The sequence below is a fragment of the Aquisphaera insulae genome (genome assembly GCF_011064615.1).
Lineage (GTDB): Bacteria > Planctomycetota > Planctomycetia > Isosphaerales > Isosphaeraceae > Aquisphaera > Aquisphaera insulae.
The window spans coordinates 150,203-171,859 of record NZ_JAALJH010000005.1; the positions used below are offsets into that span (position 1 = coordinate 150,203).

Consider the following 21,657-nt stretch of genomic DNA (forward strand, 5'->3'; position numbering starts at 1 on the left):
CACGATCGCGCTTCAGCCCGGTCGCCGCCGAACAAAGATATGACAGGCTCGGGCCTTTTACCCCAGATCCCCCCGCGATGCAAGGCGGACCGTGGATGAATCGCGAGGCCGCTCAGCGCGGCTCCTCGACGACCCGATGCCCGCTCCGGTTCTCGACCGTGGTCGTCCAGCCGGTGGGAACCTCGGCACGATACCGGATTGCCCCATCCTCCTTCCGCCAGCGGAGCGTGACCGTGCCGCCGGGCACCGGCCGGGTGCCCTCGCAATGCTCGAGCGGCAAGTTGGTGAACCGGATCCGGGCCGACCGCGCGACCGGGTCAACATCCACGATCCCCAGCACGTCGCGGAAGAGGACATGGACACCGCCATGCGAGGCAAAGCCGTGATCACAGCTCGCCGTCGGGCTGTCGTTCTCCCAGAGCGTCCCCGTCAGATGGGCCATCTTGAGCTGGTATTCCAGCGACTCATCCAGGAGCTGGCGGCAAAGGCCGGCCCTCGAGAGCAGCTCCAGCCGCAGGGTGTCGCCGACGAAGGCATTCGCCGGATGAACGTCCGAATGAACCTTCGTCCCCTTCCGCCGTGGGCCGAACTCGGCGACGAGCGTCTGCCAGAGCTGCGGGTGCGACTCCGGCGTGGCCACGTCGAAGGCGAAGGCGAAATACTGGCAAACCTCGGTCCGGTTCCGGGTCGCGGCCAACTTGCCGTCCTTATCGCGGATGGCGTTGTCCACGAAAAAGGCGCCGTCGAACGCCTGCTTGCGGATCGTGGCTCGGATGGACTCGGCCTGGCTCGTCAGGTCGGGGCGGCCGTACATCCGCCCCATGGACGCGAGGGCCGAGGCGTAGAGCATGTTCGACGGATAGTTCACGTCCTGGACGAAGTTGTTGGCCGCGGACCATTCGACGAACACCCAGCTCTCCAGCTTCTCGAGCAGGCCGTCGGAATTTCGGAACCGGCGGAAGTAGTCCATGAGAGCCTCGAGCCGGGGCCGGAGCGACTCGACGGTCTTGCGGTCGCCGGAGCGGTGCAGGTATTCCTCGAGCTGAAGGACGAACCAGAGCGACCAGTTGGGGATGAAGATGCCGTCGTCGTGGTCGGCCGGGTAGCACATCGGCAGCATCCCGCCGGGGAGATGGGCGAAGGACTTCGGCCGGAGGAAGTTCTCGAAGACGTTCGCCTCCACCCGCGTATCCCCCTGGAGGTCGAACGCGGTCCGGGCGGTGAAGAAGCTGTCGCAGAGCCAGCCCGCCCGCTCTCGAGAGGGGCAATCCATGAACAGATCAACGGCATTCTGACGAAAGGTCTCGACGCCCGCCCGGAAGAGCCGGTTGAGATTCGGGTCGCTCGCCTCGAATCGGACCTGGGAGGAAGTCGGCGCGGCGTACTCGCGGACCGCGACCCGGTCCACGACACAGTCTCCCTCCAGGGCCATCAGCTTCAGGTAACGGAACGTGTACGGCTCGAACGCCTCGAAATCGTAGGTCCCCGGCTCCAGCTCGCAGGCCACGATATTGACGCACCCCAGCCGCTTGAAATCGACGTCACCCTCCTTCGTGAGGAGCTCATCGAAGGTGAGGAACAACCGGGCGCGGCGTTCGCAGTGAATCTTGGCCTTCAGGAATCCAGTGGTGTTCACGCCGAAATCGAGGAGCCGGAACGTACCGGCCTTCAGATGCTCCGGCAAGACGCCCGGAGGACGGAGGCAATAACCAAGGCGATGTGTCTGGATGACACGCTGGAGCTCGAGCGACGGGATGGTGGCCAGCTCGGATTCGGGATAGCCCCGCAGCTTGGGACCGATGGCCGTCAGCGACCGGTCCTTCCATGGGTTGGCCGGGGCGTCGCCGATCCGGAAGCTCCCCAGCGCGAGCACTTGCGAGGCGGGTCGGACGGAGAAGTCGCAGAGCGCCACCCCACGTGCCAGGTGCTCGCGCGGGGTCTGAACCTCGCAGGTCACATCTCCGGCCGGCGCGTCCGCGTCACGCCGCCAGCGGTCGAAGCCTGGGGTGAGGTGATAGACCTCGGAGAATGGCCGCTGGAAGCTGTACCGCTGGACCTTCTGGACGCGCTCGGGGAGGATGCGGGCGTCGAACGGCCTCGCCGGATCTCCGGTCGCGGCCAGGACGGCGGGGCCGGCGACGACCTCCGCCTCCAGGAACGAGGGCTGATCGAGGACGTCGTAGCTGTTGACGTTGTAGCCGGCCACCTCGACGGCCAGCAGGTTTCGGCCCGGTCGGACCCGCCGCGTCAGGTCGATCTCGTCGACGCGGAAGAACCCGTGCGGCCCGCGTGCCGGGCCGTAGCCCACGTGCTCGCCGTTGAGCCAGACGCGATACCGGGTGGAGCCGGCCAGGCGGACGATGACCGGCGTCTGGGCGGGTGGCTCGAAGGTCGCGCGGAAGCCGACGGTGAGGTTCTTCTCCGTCTCCCGGCCCCGCGGCCAGACGGGACGCGCCGCGCGGAATTCCCCCGCGGCGACCTGCCCCGCCAGGATCGTCCCCAGCGTGATCCATCCCACAATCCACACGCCCCGCCGTGCTCGCCGCGACATCGCTGGCTCTCCAATCAGGCCATGACATGCCTTTGTTTTGAATCTTTGAAATGTCGCCGGAGCGACGGGTTCAGCCCGTACGCCAGGCTCAGCAGCTTGATCGGGTGGAGCGTCCGCTTGGTCTGGCCCTGCTCCATCTGGATGCGGCAGGCGCCGCACTCGGTCGAGCCGATCTCGATGTCGTCGTCGCGGAGCCGTCGCAGCAGCGGCCGGCCGGCGCGGAGCGAGGTCCGGAACTGGTCGCGGGCCAGGCCGTACGTCCCCCCCATCCCGGAGCAACCGCGGTTGATGAACTCCACGTCCAGGTCCGGTATCTTGCGAATCAGGTCCAGGCCGGGGATGCCGACCTCGAGCGCCCGCAGATGGCAGGGCTGATGGTAGCCCACCCGCGCATGGAGCGGTTCGGTCGGCGCCGGCAACTGGCCCCGGGCGTCGAGCCCGTTCAGGTACTGGCCCAGGTCCATGGTGTTCTGGGCGACGAGATCCGCATCCAGGTCGCCGATCAGACGGATATACTCCTGACGCAGCATGAGCGCCGCGGTCGGCTCGGAGCAGACGATCGTGTAGCCGTCGCGGACGGCGTTGCCCAGGACGCGAAGGTTGCTGACGGCGATGTCACGGGCATAGTCGATGTCGCCCACGATCAAGGGCGCCATGCCGGAGCTTCGCTGGCCGGGCGGGACGAAGACGTTGACCTCGGCGCGGCGAAGGACCTGGACGACTGCCTCGGCCAGCTCATGGTCGTAGTAGTTCGCGTAGAGGTCCACGAAGTAGGCCACGCGCGGGCCCGGCTCGTGGGGGCGTGCCTTGCCCAGCCCCATCCGCGCGGCCCGTCGGGTGAACGGCGTCCGCTGCACGGGCGGGAGCACGCGATGCCGCGAGACGCCCAGGACCCGCTCGATGACGCGGCGGGCGTTGCGGCGGGAGAGCAGGAAATTGGACAGGATCGGGAACCGGCTGGCCAGCCCGGCCCACATCTCCAGCCGGGAGAAGACCCAGTCCCACGGCGGCAGGCCGTGATTCTCGACGTAGGCGGCCTTGGCCTCGAGCATCAGGCCGGAGACATCCACCTCGGCGGGGCATTCGGACTTGCAGAGCTTGCAATGGATGCAGAGAGACGCGTGAGCCAGGGCCTCCTCGCTCCCCCAGAGCCTCGGGTCCACGGCCCCGGAGGCGATCTGGCGGATCATGTTCGCCTGGGACCTCGGGCTCGCCTCCTCGCGTCGGTGGGCCCGGAAGCTCGGGCACATGCGCATCGACGGATCCAGGCTTCGACAGGCGCCGCAACCGTGGCACGCCGAGGCAATCCCGACCGCCCCGGGTTCCGGCCAGCGGAGCACCGGCAGGATGACGTCCCCCGGCGAAATCGAGGGTTCTCCGGGACCCTCGGCCGCGGCGGGCGACGCCACCGGGCCGCCCGGGGGATCGGCGGCCGTCATGGTCCGATAGACGGCAGAGCCCCCCTTGCTGTTGCCCGATCCCGAGCCGACGGCCACGAGCACGGAGTCGGGGATCGAGGCCATGCCCCCCGGGGGGAATCGCTTCAGGTCGCGGGCCATCTGGTGGGGGTCGTCGCCGATCACCTTGCCGGGGTTGAGGAGCCCGGCGGGATCGAACACGTCCTTGATCTCCCGGAACGTCTGGGCGTACTCGCCGAATTGCCGGGCCAGGAATTGCGTCCGCGAGAGACCGCAGCCCGACGAGGCCGAGATCGTGCCCCGGGCCTCGAGGACGATCTCATACAGCTCGGCGGCCATCGGCTCGATCCGGGCCCGATCCTCGGGGTTGGCCAGGTCCAGGAACGGTCGCAATCGGATCCGGCCGTCTGCCGCCCCGGCGCTCAGGGTCCACATGATATCCAGACGCTTCATGACCTCCTGGAACCGGAGCATGACCGGGCCGAGCAAATCCGGCGGCACGGCGACGTCGTCGACCGCCGAGATCGGCCGGGCCGCCCCGGCCGATTTCAGGAGCAGCGGCTCGGCCAGGCGTCGAAGCCCGACCAGCCGATCGCAATCCGCCCGACGGGTCATCGCCGCGGGCTCCCCCTGGAATCGCCCGCCTCGCCCCAGGCGCGTCTCCAGGCGGCGGAGCACGTCGGCGACCTCGTCCGCGGAGTCGGCCTCGAATTCGACCACGATCGCGGATCGGGCCGACTCCGGGATCCAGTCGCGGAGCGAGTCGTCCGCATCCCTCGCCAGGCTGAGCAGCCGCCAGTCGTAGAGGTCGCAGGCCGCCGGCATGAGGCCCATCTCCAGGCACTCTCGGGCCGCCTCGGCGGCGTCCGCCAGCCGGCCGAAGGGGAAGAGCGCCGCGCCCTGCGCACCCGGCAGCGGGATCGTCCGGAGCGCCGCCTGCAACACCAGCGCGAGGGTCCCCTCGGAGCCGCAGATGAGACGGGCCAGGTTGATCCCCTCGGCCGAGCAGGCCCTGTCCAGGGCATAGCCCGCTCGGTTCCTCGGCAGGGAGGCCGAGGCCGGTCGGGGCCGCCGTTGGGCCTGCCGGTGGATGTTCAACAGCTTGCGGACGTGCAGGTCGGTGAGCGTCCGCGGGTCGTCCTCCGGGGACGGCCAGGGGACGAATCCCACATCGGCCGTGTCGCCCTGGGGGAACGCGACTCGGAGCTGATCCACGCGGTCGGACATCGAGCCGAATCGGGGCGAGCGTTCGCCGGCGGCGTCGACCGCGATCATCCCACCGACGGTGCCGATCGCCGCGTTCACCGGCACGGGCTCCACGCGACGCCCCAGCGGGGCGAGGTGGGCATTGAGCGTATCGAGGCTGACGCCCGGCTCGACCACGACCCGGTCCCCCGAGACCTGGAGGATCTTGCGGAGGTGCCGGCTGAAGTCGATCACGATCCCCGGGCCGAGGGCGCCCCCGCCGGAATCCGTCGCGGCCCCGCGGGCATGGATCGGGATCTGATGCTCGGCCGCGTAGCCGACCACGGCCAGGACGTCGTTCTCCGTCCTGGGCGCGATCACGCCCAGGGGGTCAATCTCGTAGAGGCTCGCGCCGTAGGCGTACGAGCCACGCGCCAGCGGCTCGAACTCGAGCTCGCCGTCGATCACCCCGCGCAGGTCATCGTAGATCCTCGCACGACGCTCATCCACGGGTCGGACTTCACCTCAGGAAGAAGGCCATTCGATGGGGTGGAGACGGCAACGGGCAGGGCGGATCACCCATGCGGCACGGCCTGGTCCGGCGAGGGGATTCGCTCCCCGACGGACCGCCCCGCGAGCCTCAGCTCCTCGGCGCGGATCCGCTCCTGGCGATAGCGCTCGCCGATGGCCAGGTCGAACGGGCGGAGATGCATCCCCGGATTGGAGCCTTCTCCCCTCACCTGGCTCAGGCACCGATAGCAGATCGCGACGTCCGGCACGCGATAGTAGAGGACCAGGTCGAGGAGCGCGGATCCGAGCAGGATGAGGTAGGTGTAGATCGGCCGCTCCAGATACCAGAAGACCGTGCTGATCGCGAAGCCGACGATCACGATGAACAGGCCGAGGCCCTGGGGGAAATCCTTCTGGATGTACAGATCCGTCGTCGCGCAGATCGGGCAGCACCTCAGCTCTCCGGACGCGATGGCCTCCGGGTGGAGATCTCGCTCCGCGCCGCAGGACTTGCAGGCAAATGACCGGGCCTGCTCCGCCCGGGGGACGTGATTGACCACCTGGCACCGGTGGCACGAGAAGGTCAATTCCATGAGAGGGGCCCGGTCTTCTCGATCGCGATGGCGGAAGGCGAAACGGCCGTTGAGTCGACGGCCGTACGAGGAACCCGATTCTAACGAGCCCTGGACCGGTGGGATAGCGTCACGAGGATCAGGCCACGGTCCGGCGGCGGCGGAACCGTCAACCCGGGCACCGCGATGCGGGCCGGCGAACGCGATCATCCGGCCAGGAATCCGGCCCGGGCGACGACCATCGCCGTCAGCTCCCCCACCAGGAGGAGCGTCATCGCGATGTAGAGGATCCCGGTGGCCGATTGCGTCGAGCGAATCCGCACCGTCTTCCAGGCGAGGACCGTCGCCACGACCGGCGCGGCGAAGCCCATGCCCCACCGCATCAGGAAGACCAGCGGCGACGTCAGGTCGCCGGCCCCGGCATCCGACGGCAGCCAGCCGCGGAGCAACGCGAAGCCGGCCGCGACGGGGACCAGCCCCCTCATCAGGAACCCCCAGCCCATGGACTTCACGTAGCCCTTCAACGGCTCGATGGACATCGTCGGCGCCGTGAGGTAATGGTGGCCCAGCAGCATCGCGGTCAGGGTCGCTCCGAGCAAGAACCCGGAGGTGTAGCGCCCGAGCGCCGCAATCACCCAGCCCGAGGCCGCGCCGTCGGACACCATCGCCAGCCACGCGGCCGTCGATCCCGCCAGCAGCCAGGTGACCGGGATTGCGACCCGGGGCAGCCCGAGCCCCCAGGCGGTCGCCCCGATGTAGGCCAGGATCGCCCCCGCGGCGAGAGTACCGACGGACTCCCGGCTCCCCTCCATCCTCGAATCGTCGAGCGCCGCCAGGACCAGCAGCCCGAGGATCACGACGAAATGCGTCCGGAGGAATCGCAGCGGGACGTCGCGCCAGTCGGTCATCAGCAGCATCACCGCCATCCCGAACGCCAGTCGAGTCACCGCGTCGGCGATCATCGATACGTCGTGTGGCATCGCCGGACCTTCGAATCGGAGAAGGCGAGAGAAAGCGCCGCACCGCGCCGGGAATCCACCCAGTATCCCGCGGCTGGAGGGCCGTGTAAACCGCGCGACCTCAGGTCTTGGCCCCGAAGATCAAGGACATGACCTCCGTCCGCGTCGCCAGGCGATCCTTGAAGGCGCCTCGCACCGCGCTGGTGACGAACGAGCTGTCGGGCTTGTTCACGCCTCGGATCGTCATGCAGCTATGACTGGCCTCGATCACCACCGCCACGCCGCGGGCGTCCAGCTCCCTCATCAGGAGATCCGCCACCTCTTCCGTCAGCCGCTCCTGCAACTGCGGCCGCTTGGCCAGGACGTCGATCACGCGGGGGATCTTGGACAGGCCGACCACCCTGCCGTTGGGGATGTAGGCCACGTGGGCCTTGCCGATCACCGGCAGCAGGTGATGCTCGCAGAAGCTCACCATCCGGATGTCCCGGATCAGGACCATCTCATCATACTTTTGAGTGAACAGTTTCTTGAGATGAACGACCGGATCCTGATGGAGCCCCTGGAAGACCTCGGCATACATCCGGGCCACGCGGTCGGGCGTCTCGCGCAGTCCCTCGCGATCCGGGTCCTCGCCGACGGCAAGGAGGATCTCGCGGATCGCCCGGCGGATCCGATCGAGGTCCATCACCCCCTTCTCCCTCGGCTCCTCTCGCCTCGGGCCGGAGGTGCCGCCGCTCGATGTCTTTTCCATGATGTCCCGACCGATCAATCCCGCGAGGGGCCATGCTTTATCTTAAGTGGATACCAGAACACGACTTCCGGCAACAGAACTGTATTGTATGGTCCCCGTTCGGGGAAATCAAGTCTGCGACCGGGCTGGAGACCGTCGCCCCATCGCCTCAGTTCACGCTGAAGGGAGGCGGGAAGGTCCGTCCCGGTCGGACATCGCCGACGAGCTTGCGGAGGGCACTCCTGAGGACGTCCGAGCGGCGGCCGACGAAGGGTTCCTCCAGCAGCCCCTGCTTGATCAGGGGCGTCAGCGGCAGCGAGTGAGCGATGATGTCGGTGAGCGCGCCGAGCGGTATCGGCTTCTGGAGCAGCTCCGCAAGCTCGTCCCCGAGCTCGGAACGGGTCTCGTGATATTGCCGGAAGAGGGCGATCAGCTCCTCCCGGAGGGCGTCATCGTGGGCGTGGGCCTCCTCGTCCTCGAGGATGTCGACCTCCGCGAGTCGGTAGAGGGCCTTGCTCTCGACCTCGGCCCGGATCGTCACTCGCCTGAGCCCGAGCAGGAGCATGTTGAAGCGACCATCGGAGAGGCGGACGTGCTGGAGGATCTGCCCCAGGCAACCGGTGCCTTCGAGGGGAACCGGTCCCTCGCGTCGGGGGGCGGCAGAGGACGAGCGTGTCTGGATGATCGTGATCAGGCGATCCCCACTGAGCGCGTCCTCGGTCATCTGGCGATATCGGGGCTCGAAGATGTGCAACGGGATCACGGAATGGGGGAAGATCACGACGCCCGCCAGCGGGAAGAGCCGCGTCAGCCCCGAGAAGTCGCGAGGGTCGAAGCCGGGCAGGATCATCTTCGCTCCCCCCGGCCGTCGCGGGTCGAGAATTGAATTGGCCGACCCGGGTGCCGACCGAGGCTTGACACGCGACCCGGTCCGACGAAACTGGGTTCGAGTTGAGTCCGTCCGCATTGTAGTTTTCCCCCGAGTACCGGCAAGGTGTTTCGAGCGGCCGCGATCGGGGGCGATCAATCACCCGGGGTCCCGCTTCCATGTCGCCTCCTCCAGGCCGAAGGCCGAAATCCGCGGTCGACGCACCAGAAAAACTTGCGGCCGGGGATAGGAAGGATGCCATCACGCACGCCCGGAAGGTCGTCCGCGGCCTCAAGGCGCTCTACCCCGAGGCGTTCTGCGCGCTCCATCACGAGAGCCCGTTCCAGCTTCTGGTCGCGACGATCCTTTCGGCCCAGTGCACCGACGCGCGGGTGAACCTCGTCACCCCGGAGCTCTTTCGACGCTTCCCGGACGCTCGCAGCATGGCGGCCGCCGACCAGGAGGGCCTCGAGGAGCTGGTCCGCTCGACGGGTTTCTTCCGGTCCAAGGCGAGGAATCTGAAGTCCATGGCCGCCAGCCTGGCCGGCCAGCACGCGGGAGAAATCCCTCGCGACGTCGACATCCTCACCCGCCTGGCCGGCGTCGGTCGCAAGACGGCGAACGTGGTCCTGGGCACGGCGTACGGGATCGCCTCCGGCGTCGTCGTGGACACCCACGTCAAGCGACTGGCGTATCGACTGGGCCTGACCAGCCACACGGTTCCGGAGAAGATCGAGAAGGACCTGATGGCGAGTGTCCCCCGCGGGGAGTGGGTGGACCTGAGCCATCGTCTCATCCAGCACGGCCGCCGCACCTGCCTCGCCCGCAACCCCCGCTGCTCCGAGTGTGCTCTCGCCAAACTCTGCCCGAAGCTCGGCGTGACCTCGTCCCGCTAGCAGACCGACCGCCGCATACCCGCGGGGATGCGCGACATCGGATTCGGGGAGGGCCGTGAAGACGACCGCTTCCTGATCGGTCCTCCGGGGCCTGAGTGCCGCGAGCGTGTTCCTGGATGGAGAGGTAAGAGGCCGGCATCTGTCTTCTTCGACCTCGTGGACTCGGATGTCGGACGCGGCTCTCTTCGGCTTTTAGCGTCCACCCGTGAGTCAACTGCATTTCGCAAGGCCATGATCCGCTGATGGTCTGCTCCCCTCCCACCAAATTATCGCTCGGGGTCGCGGTTTCCGGCGCCGGCGTCGAGCCTCATCAGGTGTTCGGTCGCGTTGCTGTTCTTCGGATTCAGCTCCAGAGAGCGCTTGAAGTTCTTGACGGCCGACGCCTTGTCGCCGGCCGTCTCGTAGGCTTCGGCGAGGCTGCTGTAGGCGTTCCAACTATCGGGATGGCGGCCGGCGTTTAGCCTGAAGATCTCGAGCGCGTCGTGTGCGCGCTTCAGCCCCAGCAGGTCGTTACCGAGGCTGTTCATCTGCTTCTCGTCCAGCGTCTCGCCGGTGGACCGTCCTTCGCCCTTTCCCCGATACTCGCGGAGAGCGGCCGTTGCGCCCTGGGCGAGAATCCGACTGAGCAGGGCCCGGCGAGGCGAATCGTAGCTCTCGTAACCGAGCCAGTCGAGCGCCGGCTGAGTGCCGCCAACGGCCTCGGCGACGATTTCCCTCGCGATGGAAAGGCCGTTGGCGCTGTTGGCGAAGAACACGACACCCAGCTTCGGCTGATCGGCGGCCAGAACAAAAGCCTTGGTGTCCCCATTGTCCCCCCAATGCCAGAATGCGAGGCCGTCTTTCGTCGTCTGCAATCCCCAACCGAGTCCCCAGGCGACGTTGGGCAGGGGCGTCGCTTGGAGGCGATCGACCGAAACCCAACCCCCCTCCCGGACCTGAATCTGCGGAGTCAACATTAGCTTGCGCGTTTCGGGCTTCAAAGCTGTGCCCTGTAGGATCGCTGCCACGAAAAGGCCGTAATCCCGCGCCGTCGTGTGCAGGCTAGATGCGGCGTTGCCGATCCTGGCTTCCGCCGCGGGCGGCTTGTCTTGCCCACCAGGTTCGCCGATCAAATTATGGCTGAATGTCTTCAACTTGTCGTAGTCGTCACGCCAGACGTAACTGCTGCTCGTCATGCCGAGCGGGTCGAAAACCGATCGCTTCATGAAGTCGTCGAGCTTCTCGCCCGTGACGTGCTCGATCACCTTGGCGAGGTACACGAACCCTTCGCCGGAGTAGCTGAAGCGTTCTCCGGGCGTGAAATGGATCGTGAGCTTGTCGTCCCACCGCCAGTTGCGGAACCCGGTTGTGTGGCTCAGTACGCGGCGCGCGGTGATCAGGCTCAGGCGAGCGTCGTCACCCACGTCGTAATTGCCGGGCAGGTACTTGTTGAGCGGCTTGTCCAGGTCGAACTTGCCCTCGTCCACCAGCTTCAGCACGGAGTAGGCGAAGACCGGCTTGCTCAGAGAAGCCGCCTCGAAGACGGTCGTGTCGTCCACGGGCTCCTTCGTCTTGCTGTTCTTCACGCCGAAGCCGTGATGCCAGATCAGGTCGCCGTCTCGGATCAACGCGACGGCCAGGCCCGGCACCGCGGCCTCGTTCATCAACTGCGGAAGGCGCGCTTCGAGCCGCGCGGTGACCTGCGCCGGCTTGGCGCTCGTCTGCAAGGGCTTTGGCGGTGACGAGGCCGCCTTCGTCCTGTCCTGGCCGAAGGCCGAAGGTGCGGGAATGAGCAGGCTGATTAGTGCTGCGAGGATCAGAGCGAATCTCACGGCAAGCTTCCTTTAGTGTCTCCGATCAGGGAGCCACGGTGGATAGTTCCGGTTGGGCATGTTCACGGCCGGCCTGTGAATTACTGTAAAGCGGGCACCCTGCCCGATCTTGTTCAAGAGCAACGTTCCGTTGACTTCGCTTAACAGCGGGGAGAGTTCCGCCTGAATTCGCCGGGAGTCTGTCGCATGTGCCGCCGAAACGTTCTCGTAAAGTGGCTCTGATCAGCAAACCCGGCTGCGAGCGCGATCTCGATAAGGGGCGTATCGGTGTGGGCCAGTTGATGGCAGGCGAATTCGACGCGAATGCGCCGCAGGTAATCACCGGGGGTGCATCCGAAATGACGACGGAAGGACCGGGCGAGATGGACCGGATGAATTCCGACCGAGGTGGCGACCTCGTTGAGTGCTAGGGGTTCATTGAAGCGGTCGTGCAGGAGCTCCCGGGCTTGACACAACCATCGCGGTGGCGTGTGTCCCGGTTCGGCGGTGCCGGGCCGCGAGATCTCGGCGAGGATTTCGAGGGCGAGTCCCTCCATGACCAAGGGGGATAGGTCGTCCCGCTTCTGGTATTCTCGGTAGAGCCGCGTGGCCAGCCACTCGGCCGGCCCTCGACGGACCTCTGTCGGGCTAGTCCGGATCGGCACGTACTCGCCGATCGCCGCGATGCGGGACCGCGAGAATTCGATGTGAAACACCCGCCCACCCGCGTCATCCCAGCGGTTGCTGTGCGGTTCCCCGGCCGGATGGAAGACGAGTGAGGACGACTCGACGATCCTCGCCTTTCGCCCGAGACGCTCCTCGCAAACCCCTGAGACGACGAGGTAGAGGTACGCATTCTCGTGCATATGCCACGGCAGACAAACGCGCGATTGGGGCGTGTAGACGCATTCCACGAGGGTTACGTCGGCCGCCTCGCAGTGGCCCTCCGTCCGACCGTAGAACCTTCCAGCGGTTAATTTCACAGTCATCGGATACCCCCAGGAGGATGAGCGCGTACCTCACCCGTTTCCTACATTCCACAACCCCAACGGAAAAGTGGGCCGGGCGCCGTTTGCCCTGGAAGGATAGCCGCTTGTGCGGATGACTTGCCGCCCCTATTTCTTCCGCCGAATCCGTGTCTTTCGGCCGGGTCGGTAGCCCGCCGGGCTCGCCGGAGCCGCTCCACGCTCGCCGGCCGGCTCGCCCCTGGCCGGGTTGGCGACCGCATGGTAATGGTCCCCTTCCGCGACCTCATTGGCCCGCGACCTTCGGGCCTCGATGGCGACCTTGGGCGGATTCGACGGGATCAGGCAGTCACAACCCGAGCCGATCAGATCCCTACGCCCCGCCTTGAGCAGCGCCTCCCGGACCATGAAGTAGTTCTCGGGCTTGAAGAACTGCATGAGCGCCCGCTGCATCTTCCGGTCCCGAAGGCCCCGGGCGACGTGGACTTCCTCGCCCGTGAACGGGTCGAGGCCCGTGTAGTACATGCAGGTGGCGATGTCGAACGGCGCGGGGATGAAGTCCTGGACCTGGTCGGGCCTGTGGCCGTTCCGCTTGAGGAAGAGCGCCAGGTCGATCATCGCCGCCAGGTCGCTGCCGGGGTGCGAGGCGATGTAATACGGCACCAGGAACTGCGTCTTCCCCGCCTTCCGGCTGGCCCGACCGAAGGCTTCGGCGAAGCCGGCGAAGTCATTGGCGTCCGGCTTCTTCATCAGGTTGAGGACGTTCCTGTCGGTATGCTCGGGCGCGACCTTGAGCGTGCCCCCCACGTGATGGCGGGCCAGTTCCTCGAGGTACTCGGGGGACTGCTGGGCGAGGTCCATGCGGATGCCGGAGGCGACGAAGACCTTGTTGACTCCGGGGACCTCGCGGCTCTCCTTCATCAGCTCCACGAGCGGGCCGTGGTCGGTGCCCAGCAGCTTGCAGACGCTCGGGTGGACGCACGAGAGCCGCTTGCACTTCGCCTCCACCTCCGGCCGCGTGCAGCGCATCTGATACATGTTGGCGGTCGGACCGCCGATGTCCGAGACGACGCCGCTGAACTTCGGGTCCTTGCCCATCTGGCGGAGCTCCGCCAGGACCGACTCCTGCGATCGAGACTGGATGATCCGCCCCTGATGCGCCGTGATCGAGCAGAAGGTGCAGCCGCCGAAGCAGCCGCGCATGATCGTGACCGAGTCCTTCACGACCTCATGAGCCGGGATTCGCTGGCCCCCGTACATCGGGTGCGGCCTGCGCGTGTAGGGGAGCCCGTAGACGCGATCCATGTCCTCCTGGCTGATCGGCAGGGCGGGCGGCCGACAGACGACGGCCTGGCGGTCGTGGTACTGGACCAGGGTCTTCGCGTTGAGCGGGTTCGTCTCCTGGTGGATGTGCTTCGTCGCCTTCGCGAACTTCAGCTTGTCGGCCTTCACGTCCTCGAAGCTCGGCAGGACCAGGGCCTCGGTCGGAGGTGTCTCGCTGGCCCCCATCGCGAAGGCCACCCCGCGCATGTCCCGGAGGTCCTTCACGGTCTCGCCGGCCTGCAGCCTGCGGGCGATCTCGACGATCTGATGCTCGCCCATCCCGAAGACGACGAGATCCGCCTTCGAGTCGAGCAGGATCGATCGCCGGACCGTGTCGCTCCAGTAGTCGTAGTGGGCGAGCCGCCGGAGCGACGCCTCGACTCCCCCCGCGATCACGGGCACGCCGGGAAACGCCTCGCGAGCACGCTGGCAGTACGGGATGGTAGCCCGGTCGGGCCTCAGGCCAATCCGCCCGCCCGGCGAGTAGGCGTCGTCGTTGCGGACCTTCTTGTTGGCCGTGTAGTGGTTGATCATGCTGTCCATGTTCCCGGCGCTGATGCCGAAGAACAGGCGGGGACGACCAAACTGGCGCCAGGCCTGGACGCTCCGCCAGTCCGGCTGACTCAGGATCGCGACCCGGAATCCGGCCGCCTCCAGCACTCGACCGAGGATCCCCATGGCGAACGCCGGGTGATCGACGTAGGCGTCTCCCGTCACGAAGACCACGTCCACCGCGTCCCAACCTCGAGCCGCCACCTCCTCCGGAGTTGCCGGCAGCAGCGGCAACGCGAGCGGAACGACCGGCAAGACCGGCAGTTGCGTCGCGGCCGTGTTGGGGTCGAGCCGGCCCGCGGAGCAGGGCTTAGAATCGGAGGATGCTGGTCTCATTGGCTCGCGTTCATCTTGGTGGCCGGGATCATCGGACATTCAACTGGGCTAGGTGTTATTATCGTCGGTCCGTCAATCCGTGGACAGGGCGAGCTTGAAACCGCCGTCGGGCAAGTCCCGGCGAGACGGCCATGAGGGCCATCTGAACCGCAAGTCGGGGATCGCCCAGGATCGTGCCGAGAATGCCCGGAGAGAGTCGTATGGACTCGAACAGGCACTCCTTCCCGATCTCGATTCGGCCGTCGCGAAGCGCGTCATGCGCGCGATTGAGGAAGGCCCGGGACAGCCGCGACCGGCATCGTCGACGAATCGTCTTCGATGCGGGCAACGACCCGAGCACCTGGTCCATCAACCTCCGGGTCTCATCCAGGTCGGCCCGGCCGGGCCTGAAACGATGGGTCTCGCTGGCGAGATGCCAGCGGACCTGGACAGTCGGCTCGGCCAGCCAGGCGAGCTTCCACGAGCGGGCGACCCGAAGCCAGAAGTCCCAATCCAGGACGTAGCGCAGGATCGGATCGAAGCCGCCCACGTCGCGGAAGGCATCGACGCGGATCGACACGGCCGAGCACCGCAGCTGATTGCCGCAGGCCATCAGGGGGATCGCCTCGCCGGGCTCGAAGACCCGATCGGCCGGTCCAAGTCCGCCTCGCTCGACGACGTCCGGCGGCACGACCACGTCCCGTTCGTCGATGACCGTCGCTGCACTCGCCACGAGCCCGATGCGGTCATCTTGACCGAATGCGGTCAGGTGCGCCGCCAGGTGCCCCGCCTCGAGTACGTCATCCTGGTGGACGATCGCGATGAAAGGCGTCCGGCAGAGCTCGACGCAGCGGTTCCAGTTGCCCGCCAGGCCGAGGCGTTCGCCGTTGACGGAGATCCGCACCCGGCTTCCCGCCAGAGCCCGAACCCGCTCGACCGTATCGTCGTCTGAATGATCGTCGGATAGGATCAGGTCGAACGGCACGCCTCGTTGATCGAGGATCGAACGGACGGTCGCCTCGACGTGCTTCGCGCCGTTGCAGGTGGGGATGGCGATGGTCACGGAGGCGGGCGCGGCCGCCGTCATTCGGGTCCCCTGCCGCCGATCTCGCGGAGGCTCTCCCAGGTGAACAGCCCGCTGGAGTGGCCGTCATTCCAGGCGAGCTGGACGGCATAATTGCCGACGGGACTCATCGCTTCGAGCGCGAGGTCGGGGCGAATCGACGCGGGATCGATCAGCCGTTCGCCGGTCCATTCGTGTCGACAGGACGCGCAGGGGCATTCGGAACGCAGGAAGACATAGGGCAATCGATCCACCCGGCCGTCGTGCCAATGGATCTCCAGGATCTGCTCTCCCTGAAGGGCCCGGATGTTGCTGGGGGGATCGATCATCGTGGAGCTCGACGGCGGTGGAGAGTGGGGGAGCAATTCCGATGCAGTCTGAGTCTAACAGAGCGGGCGGAGGGGAAGATAGCGATCGAAGCCCACTGCCCACGGGCCGATTCTACGTCCGCGCCGGGAGCGTCAACTCGGTCCGACGTGCGCTCCATCGCGCTCCGGGGGGAGCGCGAGTGATCGGCAGGCATGACCGCGAGACGATCGAGTGCGGCCACAGCATGAACGACCGAAGCCTCGCCCGGCACTGGCCGGTGATCGCGGGCCGGCTGGAGTGCTCCGGGCTGGTCGTCGTCGCCCGGCCGGAAGCGGCCGCCTCCGCCGGAACGGAGGCGGATGAATAAGCGTCCCTCAGCGCTTCCGGATGAGTCCGATGCCGAAGACGCGGCCCGGGCCGGTCAGCTCCTCCGCGTCCTGCCCAACCTTGACCTCGTTCCAGAACCTGGTCACGTCGCCGATGTAGACGGTGTCGTGGAAGGCGATCAGCCCGCCGGGACGGACGAGCGGCCCGTACATCTCGTAGTCCGCCTTCACCCCCTCGTAGGAATGATCCCCGTCGATGAAGAGCACGTCGATCGATCGACCGCCGAGCAGCTCCTCGATCTTGCGGTGGACCGCGGGAGAGTGGGAGTCATCGCGAACCAGGTCGATCTTCTGGCCCGGCAGGGCGAACTTCTGATAGAGGGGGATACGCCCCTCGGTGTAGCCGCCACCGCCGGGGCCCATCGGCAGGTCCAGGCTGATGATGTGGGCATCCGGCGCGGCGACGCGGGTATGGGCGAAGAGCGAGCCCCCCTGGGCGGTGCCGATCTCCAGCAGGCATCGGGGTTGGAGCTGCTTGACCCGGCGGAGATACTCGGCGAATTCGACCTGATTCTGGATCGGCGAGAGGGCACCCCAGAAGCCGCGGCAGGCCAGCCGGACGACCTCATCGATCCGCTCGACGGGGCCGGTCCGTTCGACCATACGAAAGACCTGGGGGAAGAACAGGGTGCGCAGGACCTTGCGGCCGAACCGAGCCGTGGCCGCGATCGGCTCCAGCCAGGCGGGCCTGGCTCCGGCGGGCTTCAGGTCGATTCCGGTGCTCGTGGAATTCACGGGGTGCTCCGATAGAGGAAAGGCGGCTCGTCGTGTCGGGATGCTCGCGATCCGTCCGGCGTGGCCGCGGCGCCGCGGCCGACTGGTGATCAATGCGTGCCGACCATCGTCCCGGGGACCGAGGAGAGTCGATCCTCCACCGAGAGCCAGGACGGGTCGACCGGGATGTCGGTGCTCTCGAAGATCCAGGCCTCGCCAACCCAGGTGAAGCCGTGGTCGGGATAGGTCGACTTGCAGGGGGCGTTGTGAGCCGTCTCGCGATAGTCTCCCCGGATCGGCAAGGGGCCGCCGCCGGGCTGGAGGGCGAGTCGCTTCACCGCGTTCAGCAGCACCGTCTCGATGCCGTATCCGAAGACGCGGCAGCTCAGGACGAAGATCGGGATCGCGACTCCTGCCGGGCCGCGGCGGATGACGGCGACCGAAACGATCCCCATCTGGCCGAACTTGTCTGCGGCCTCGATGACCGCGATCCGGTAGTTCGGATCCTCATGCCACTCGCTGATCTCGCCGAAGGTTGTCCGGCTCCCGGCGCAATTGAACTGATTCGTGCGGTTGATCAGCTCCACCACGCGCTGGAGGTCGGACCGAGCGGCCTCGCGGAGCGTCACGCGGATTCCGAGGGACGCAAACATCTCGGAGGGATCCTCGTCCGCAACCTCCGCGACGAAGTCCTCGCGCGCCCTCCGCTCGTGATACTGCTGGGTCCGATCCCCATCGCGCGGATCCGGGAGGATCGACGCCCAGGTCTCCAGGAGCCGCCAGGACCGTTCCGCGGTGGCGTCCAGCAACTGGATCTCCGGGAAGCTGGTGCCGACCATCTCGAGCTGGTCGCCCCGGTCGTCGATGAAGACGTAATCCTTGTATTTGAGGTTGAGCGACTCCCGGAGCCGCTTCATGTTGGTGACCTTGGAGTCCCAGTTGATCTGGAGGGCGACGAAGTCCGACTCGTCGAGCAGGCCCCCGGTCCAGTGGACCATGGCGGGGTCGTTCTTGGAGTTCACGGCCAGGACGATCCCCTTGGCCTTCAGCTTCTGGAGGATCCGCTGGCGGTCGTGGTAATGGGAAACGGCCCCTTCGCCGATGACGCCGTCCCAGAGCGTGTTATCCAGGTCGCAGACCACGAGCTTTCGGCCCGCGAGGCGGACATGGGCGGCGATGATGTCCGCGTAGACTTCCGCCAGGGCCCGCCCAAGCGCGGCCGGATGCTGCAGGTCCGAATTGTAGAATTTCCGCGAGAGCTCCGCCTCGGTGTGGTGCTCGAGCGTCCGCGTCTCATCGAGCAGGAAGAGGTGCTCGTACGAGGCGGCGTTCTGCCGGGCTATGGCCTCGTTGACGCGGACGTTGATCAGGTCGCGGGCGATGCGCCTGCTCCGGCCGGTTGCGATCCCCTTCAGCCGACTGATGGGGCTCCCGTCGAGTCGATAGATGTTGAGCGTGTTGTGCACCAGGACCGGGCATTCGAAGCGGGTCGCGATCACCCCGAGGGTCGCCTCGACATCCTTCATGGACTCGTCGACCGAGGCGCGGATCTGGGACGCAGGGGCTAGCGCCCCCCTGAGCCGCTGGTACGGCAGGATCGGCAACGAGAAGTCGTAGGTGAAAGGACTGTAGAAGACCAGGTCGAATCGATCCGCCGGGTACTTCCTGAGCTCATTGCGGAGGAGCCCGCCGTTCTTCGACGTGGCGAAGGTGAGGTTCAGGGAGATGTCGTCCTCGAGGCATCGGGCCTGGAGGAAGGCCTGCAGGTCGAGGAACAGGCAATCCCCGACCATCAGGACCTCGAGCGTTCGGGCCCCTTCGGCGAGGACCAGGTGCCGGACCTCGGCGAGTACGCCGGCGAGGCGCTCCCTCTGGGGCGGCGTGAGCTCGGCCTCGAGTCCTCCCAGGAGCGTCTCCTCGTCGTGGGAGAGCAGGTCGTCGGACCTCCTCCGCCTGGACTCGGGGTCGTCCCCCTGGTGATGGAGCATCTTGAGCTTCTCGCCCAGGTAGAGATGCTTGTAGGACTCGTCCCCGGTCCGGAAATGGAGGGAAAGATAGTCAATGAAGGAATGGAGCTCGCGGCGGATGAACTGCTCTCGGGCCGCTCCTTCCCCGATCCGATCGGCGTATTTGGGCCAGCCGGAGATCGAAGGCAAGAGATTCGATGCCAGCTCGCTGCGCCTGCGGCCGAGGATCGAGGCGAGCGCGGGATCCCTCCCCCCGCGGGCTTCAAGGCGAGGCTCGGTGTCTGCGGGCAACATGGATGGAATCGCGCTCCGGGATGATGAAGGTATGGCGACGTCCCCGGTCGGACTCGACCGGCCGACGAAGCCAGCCGGGAAGGCCACGTTCTGGAGGAATCGACGATCCAGCGAGATTGGGGAGGTTTACGTTCCGCCGTCCGATCCGTGTTCAACCACGATTCTAGTTCGATGGCGGCGCGGATGGAAAGTCCGCCTCAGGCCGGAGCCGGTCCGACGGCGGCCGGGCCCCGGTTCGTGTCGCCTTCGCTCAACGCCCGGGCCTGCACTGGCGTACCGCGACGACCCGACGTCGAGTAGGATGGGCAGGCCGATCTCCGACTCCCCATGGCAAACCGGGCAGGTTCGATGGGTCAGCTCTCGCTCTTCGATTCCCACGATCAGCCGCAATCGGACACGGCCCGCCGGCTCTCGGAGAAGCTCTCCCGACTGGCCGACCGCGGGATCTTCCTCGGGACCTCGTCGTGGAAGTATGAGGGCTGGATCGGGAGCATCTATTCGCGCGAGCGGTACGTGGAGCGTGGTCGGTTCTCGAAGAAGCGGTTCGAAGCCGGCTGCCTGCAGGAGTATGGACGCATCTTCCCCGTCGCCGGCGGCGACTTCAGCTTCTACCAGTTCCCCACGCCCGAATACTGGAAGAACCTGTTCGACTCCGCGCCCGCCGGGCTGAGGTTCGGCCTCAAGGTGCCGGAGGAGATCACCGTGGCCCGGTGGCCGGGCCATTCCCGGTACGGGGAACGGGCCGGCGCGCCGAATCACGGGTTCCTGGACAACAGCCTCTTCCAGGAGATGTTCGCCGACCCGCTGAGGCCGCATGCCGATCGGATCGCGGTCCTGATGCTGGAGTTCGGCACCTTCGCGAAGTCCACGTTCGCCCTGCCGGCGGACTTCTTCGACCGGCTCGAGACGTTCCTCGAGTCGGCCTCGACCTCGTTCCGACTGGCCGTCGAGATCCGCAATGCGGATTACCTGTGCCCCGATTACTTCGCCATGCTTCGTCGGCACAACGTGGCCCATGTCTTCAACGCCTGGACCCGGATGCCGGAGCTCATCGACCAGGTGGAGATGCCCGGCGCATTCACGGCCGACTTCTCGGTGGCCCGCGCCCTCCTGAACAAAGGGAGAGCCTACGAGGACGCCGTGAAGGCACTCCAGCCCTACGAGCGGATCCAGGAGGTCAACGCCGGGGCCCGCGAGGGCCTTCGCCGGATCGCGGCCCGCGCGTGGAGGACGAAACAGCCGGCTTACGAATTCATCAACAACCGCCTCGAGGGATTCGCCCCGGGGACGATCGAGGCCGTGGCCGACTCGCTCGAGGACTGAGAGGAAAGGGCCGAGCCGTGGCCGGAGTCAGGCACTCGGCCACTCCCCCTCGAAAACCTCGGTGGCCGGCCCCGTCATGAAGACCGAGGCGTCATCCGCAGGCCATTCCAGCTCCAGGTCGCCGCCCGGCAGATGGGCGAGGATCCGCCGGTCCGTCCGCCCCGTGAGCACGCCCGCGACGCAGACGGCACACGCGCCGGTGCCGCAGGCCAGGGTGATGCCCGATCCGCGCTCCCAGGTCCGCATGCGGACCTCGCCGCGGCCCACGACATCCACCACATGGGCATTCACCCGCCGGGGAAAGGCCGGGTGGTTCTCCATCCGGGGACCGAGGAGTTCCAGGGGGAAGGTCGTCACGTCATCCACGAACGCCACCGCGTGCGGATTGCCCATCGAGACGGCCGTGACCGGGATCGACTGCCCGCCCAGGTCGATGGGGACGTCGATCGGAGGATCCCCAGCAAGGGTCGTCGGGATCTGGGCGGAAATCAGCACGGGCGGGGCCATGTCCACCCGGACCCGCCTGGCCTTTCCGCCCGAGATTTCCAGGTCGAGCACGAGCACGCCACGCCCGGTCTCGACGGTGACCTGGTCCTTCCGAGCAAGTCCGTGATCGTAGAGGAACTTGGCGACGCATCGGACGCCGTTGCCGCACATCTCTCCCTCGGAGCCGTCGGCATTGAACATCCGCATCCGCGCGTCGGCGAGCTCGGACGGCATGATCAGGATCAGGCCATCCGCCCCGACGCCGAAGTGGCGATCGCTGACCGCAACGGCCAGGGCGCCGGGGTCCGAGGGGGCCGACTGACGGAAGGTCTCGACGTAGACATAGTCGTTGCCGAGCCCGTGCATCTTCGTGAATTTCATGATCGAGCCGCTACCGATATGATCCGCAAGAGTAGTATGCCGTTCCGGCGAGGTACTTGCATCAATCTAGCATCCTCCCACCCCCAGGGAAAGCTGCCGG

At 66.9% G+C, this 21,657-nt stretch carries 17 protein-coding genes; 3 read left to right on the top strand and 14 right to left on the bottom strand.

Features of this window, described 5'->3' with window-relative positions; genetic code table 11:
- Positions 1–112 precede the first annotated feature (112 nt).
- The 6 genes from G6O54_RS04955 to G6O54_RS04980 form a co-directional block, all read right to left on the bottom strand.
- Entirely contained in the window at positions 113–2,551 is a 2,439-nt protein-coding gene (locus G6O54_RS04955) for an alpha-L-rhamnosidase-related protein (RefSeq protein WP_165220950.1), read from the bottom strand.
- Positions 2,552–2,565: 14 nt separating this feature from the next.
- On the bottom strand, positions 2,566–5,664 hold the full coding sequence (locus tag G6O54_RS04960) for an FAD-binding and (Fe-S)-binding domain-containing protein (RefSeq protein ID WP_165220953.1): 3,099 nt from the start codon (positions 5,662–5,664) through the stop codon (positions 2,566–2,568).
- Positions 5,665–5,729: 65 nt separating this feature from the next.
- A complete protein-coding gene (locus tag G6O54_RS04965) occupies positions 5,730–6,257 on the bottom strand; it encodes a hypothetical protein (protein WP_205678677.1) in 528 nt (175 codons plus the stop codon).
- A gap of 185 nt (positions 6,258–6,442) precedes the next feature.
- Positions 6,443–7,216, bottom strand: a complete 774-nt coding sequence (locus G6O54_RS04970; protein ID WP_165220956.1) for a hypothetical protein — start codon at positions 7,214–7,216, stop codon at positions 6,443–6,445.
- 100 nt (positions 7,217–7,316) lie between these two features.
- Positions 7,317–7,880, bottom strand: a complete 564-nt coding sequence (folE, locus tag G6O54_RS04975) for a GTP cyclohydrolase I FolE (RefSeq protein WP_205678680.1) — start codon at positions 7,878–7,880, stop codon at positions 7,317–7,319.
- 214 nt (positions 7,881–8,094) lie between these two features.
- A complete protein-coding gene (locus G6O54_RS04980) occupies positions 8,095–8,775 on the bottom strand; it encodes an LON peptidase substrate-binding domain-containing protein (protein WP_165220962.1) in 681 nt (226 codons plus the stop codon).
- 197 nt (positions 8,776–8,972) lie between these two features.
- On the opposite strand from G6O54_RS04980, the gene nth reads away from it, so the two are divergent.
- On the top strand, positions 8,973–9,689 hold the full coding sequence (gene nth / locus G6O54_RS04985; protein ID WP_165220965.1) for an endonuclease III: 717 nt from the start codon (positions 8,973–8,975) through the stop codon (positions 9,687–9,689).
- 266 nt (positions 9,690–9,955) lie between these two features.
- On the opposite strand, the gene G6O54_RS04990 is transcribed toward nth, so the two are convergent.
- From G6O54_RS04990 to G6O54_RS05010, 5 genes are all read right to left on the bottom strand, one after another.
- Positions 9,956–11,500: a serine hydrolase gene (locus G6O54_RS04990; RefSeq protein WP_165220968.1), complete on the bottom strand. Its 1,545-nt coding sequence runs from the start codon at positions 11,498–11,500 to the stop codon at positions 9,956–9,958.
- Positions 11,501–11,640: 140 nt separating this feature from the next.
- The gene (locus tag G6O54_RS04995) at positions 11,641–12,393 is read right to left on the bottom strand and encodes a helix-turn-helix transcriptional regulator (protein WP_250846723.1); all 753 of its coding nucleotides are present in this window, start codon (positions 12,391–12,393) and stop codon (positions 11,641–11,643) included.
- Positions 12,394–12,594: 201 nt separating this feature from the next.
- Positions 12,595–14,655 carry a YgiQ family radical SAM protein gene (locus tag G6O54_RS05000; protein WP_165220974.1) on the bottom strand — a complete coding sequence of 687 codons (2,061 nt, stop codon included), beginning with the start codon at positions 14,653–14,655 and terminating at the stop codon, positions 12,595–12,597.
- A 58-nt stretch (positions 14,656–14,713) separates the two neighbouring features.
- Positions 14,714–15,721: a glycosyltransferase family 2 protein gene (locus tag G6O54_RS05005; protein ID WP_165220977.1), complete on the bottom strand. Its 1,008-nt coding sequence runs from the start codon at positions 15,719–15,721 to the stop codon at positions 14,714–14,716.
- Positions 15,718–16,026: a DUF971 domain-containing protein gene (locus G6O54_RS05010; protein WP_165220980.1), complete on the bottom strand. Its 309-nt coding sequence runs from the start codon at positions 16,024–16,026 to the stop codon at positions 15,718–15,720. The genes G6O54_RS05005 and G6O54_RS05010 overlap by 4 nt, the downstream gene beginning before the upstream one ends.
- Positions 16,027–16,205: 179 nt before the next feature.
- Here G6O54_RS05010 and G6O54_RS05015 point away from each other — a divergent pair, with 179 nt between their 5' ends.
- Complete coding sequence (locus tag G6O54_RS05015; RefSeq protein WP_250846724.1) at positions 16,206–16,373, top strand: hypothetical protein; 168 nt, start codon at positions 16,206–16,208, stop codon at positions 16,371–16,373.
- Positions 16,374–16,380: 7 nt separating this feature from the next.
- Here the strand turns inward: G6O54_RS05015 and G6O54_RS05020 are convergent, their stop codons facing one another.
- Positions 16,381–17,127, bottom strand: coding sequence for a class I SAM-dependent methyltransferase (locus G6O54_RS05020; RefSeq protein ID WP_165220983.1), 747 nt, complete (start codon positions 17,125–17,127; stop codon positions 16,381–16,383).
- Between the two features lie 89 nt (positions 17,128–17,216).
- Positions 17,217–19,367 (bottom strand): HAD-IIIC family phosphatase, encoded by a 2,151-nt coding sequence (locus G6O54_RS05025; RefSeq protein ID WP_165220986.1) that lies wholly within the window; start codon positions 19,365–19,367, stop codon positions 17,217–17,219.
- A gap of 348 nt (positions 19,368–19,715) precedes the next feature.
- Between G6O54_RS05025 and G6O54_RS05030 the strand changes: the two genes are divergently transcribed.
- A complete protein-coding gene (locus G6O54_RS05030; RefSeq protein ID WP_165220988.1) occupies positions 19,716–20,690 on the top strand; it encodes a DUF72 domain-containing protein in 975 nt (324 codons plus the stop codon).
- A 27-nt stretch (positions 20,691–20,717) separates the two neighbouring features.
- Here G6O54_RS05030 and dapF read toward each other — a convergent pair whose 3' ends face one another.
- Entirely contained in the window at positions 20,718–21,557 is an 840-nt protein-coding gene (gene dapF, locus G6O54_RS05035; RefSeq protein WP_165220991.1) for a diaminopimelate epimerase, read from the bottom strand.
- Positions 21,558–21,657 lie beyond the last annotated feature (100 nt).

What these genes read in the sequence shown, in the direction of transcription:
- G6O54_RS04955 (WP_165220950.1), bottom strand. Translation starts at nt 2,551, where the DNA reads ATGTCGCGGCGAGCACGGCGGGGCGTGTGGATTGTGGGATGGATCACG.
- G6O54_RS04965 (WP_205678677.1), bottom strand. Translation starts at nt 6,257, where the DNA reads ATGGAATTGACCTTCTCGTGCCACCGGTGCCAGGTGGTCAATCACGTC.
- G6O54_RS04970 (WP_165220956.1), bottom strand. Translation starts at nt 7,216, where the DNA reads ATGCCACACGACGTATCGATGATCGCCGACGCGGTGACTCGACTGGCG.
- folE (WP_205678680.1), bottom strand. Translation starts at nt 7,880, where the DNA reads ATGGACCTCGATCGGATCCGCCGGGCGATCCGCGAGATCCTCCTTGCC.
- G6O54_RS04980 (WP_165220962.1), bottom strand. Translation starts at nt 8,775, where the DNA reads ATGATCCTGCCCGGCTTCGACCCTCGCGACTTCTCGGGGCTGACGCGG.
- nth (WP_165220965.1), top strand. Translation starts at nt 8,973, where the DNA reads ATGTCGCCTCCTCCAGGCCGAAGGCCGAAATCCGCGGTCGACGCACCA.
- G6O54_RS05000 (WP_165220974.1), bottom strand. Translation starts at nt 14,655, where the DNA reads ATGAGACCAGCATCCTCCGATTCTAAGCCCTGCTCCGCGGGCCGGCTC.
- G6O54_RS05005 (WP_165220977.1), bottom strand. Translation starts at nt 15,721, where the DNA reads ATGACGGCGGCCGCGCCCGCCTCCGTGACCATCGCCATCCCCACCTGC.
- G6O54_RS05010 (WP_165220980.1), bottom strand. Translation starts at nt 16,026, where the DNA reads ATGATCGATCCCCCCAGCAACATCCGGGCCCTTCAGGGAGAGCAGATC.
- G6O54_RS05025 (WP_165220986.1), bottom strand. Translation starts at nt 19,367, where the DNA reads ATGTTGCCCGCAGACACCGAGCCTCGCCTTGAAGCCCGCGGGGGGAGG.
- G6O54_RS05030 (WP_165220988.1), top strand. Translation starts at nt 19,716, where the DNA reads ATGGGTCAGCTCTCGCTCTTCGATTCCCACGATCAGCCGCAATCGGAC.
- dapF (WP_165220991.1), bottom strand. Translation starts at nt 21,557, where the DNA reads ATGAAATTCACGAAGATGCACGGGCTCGGCAACGACTATGTCTACGTC.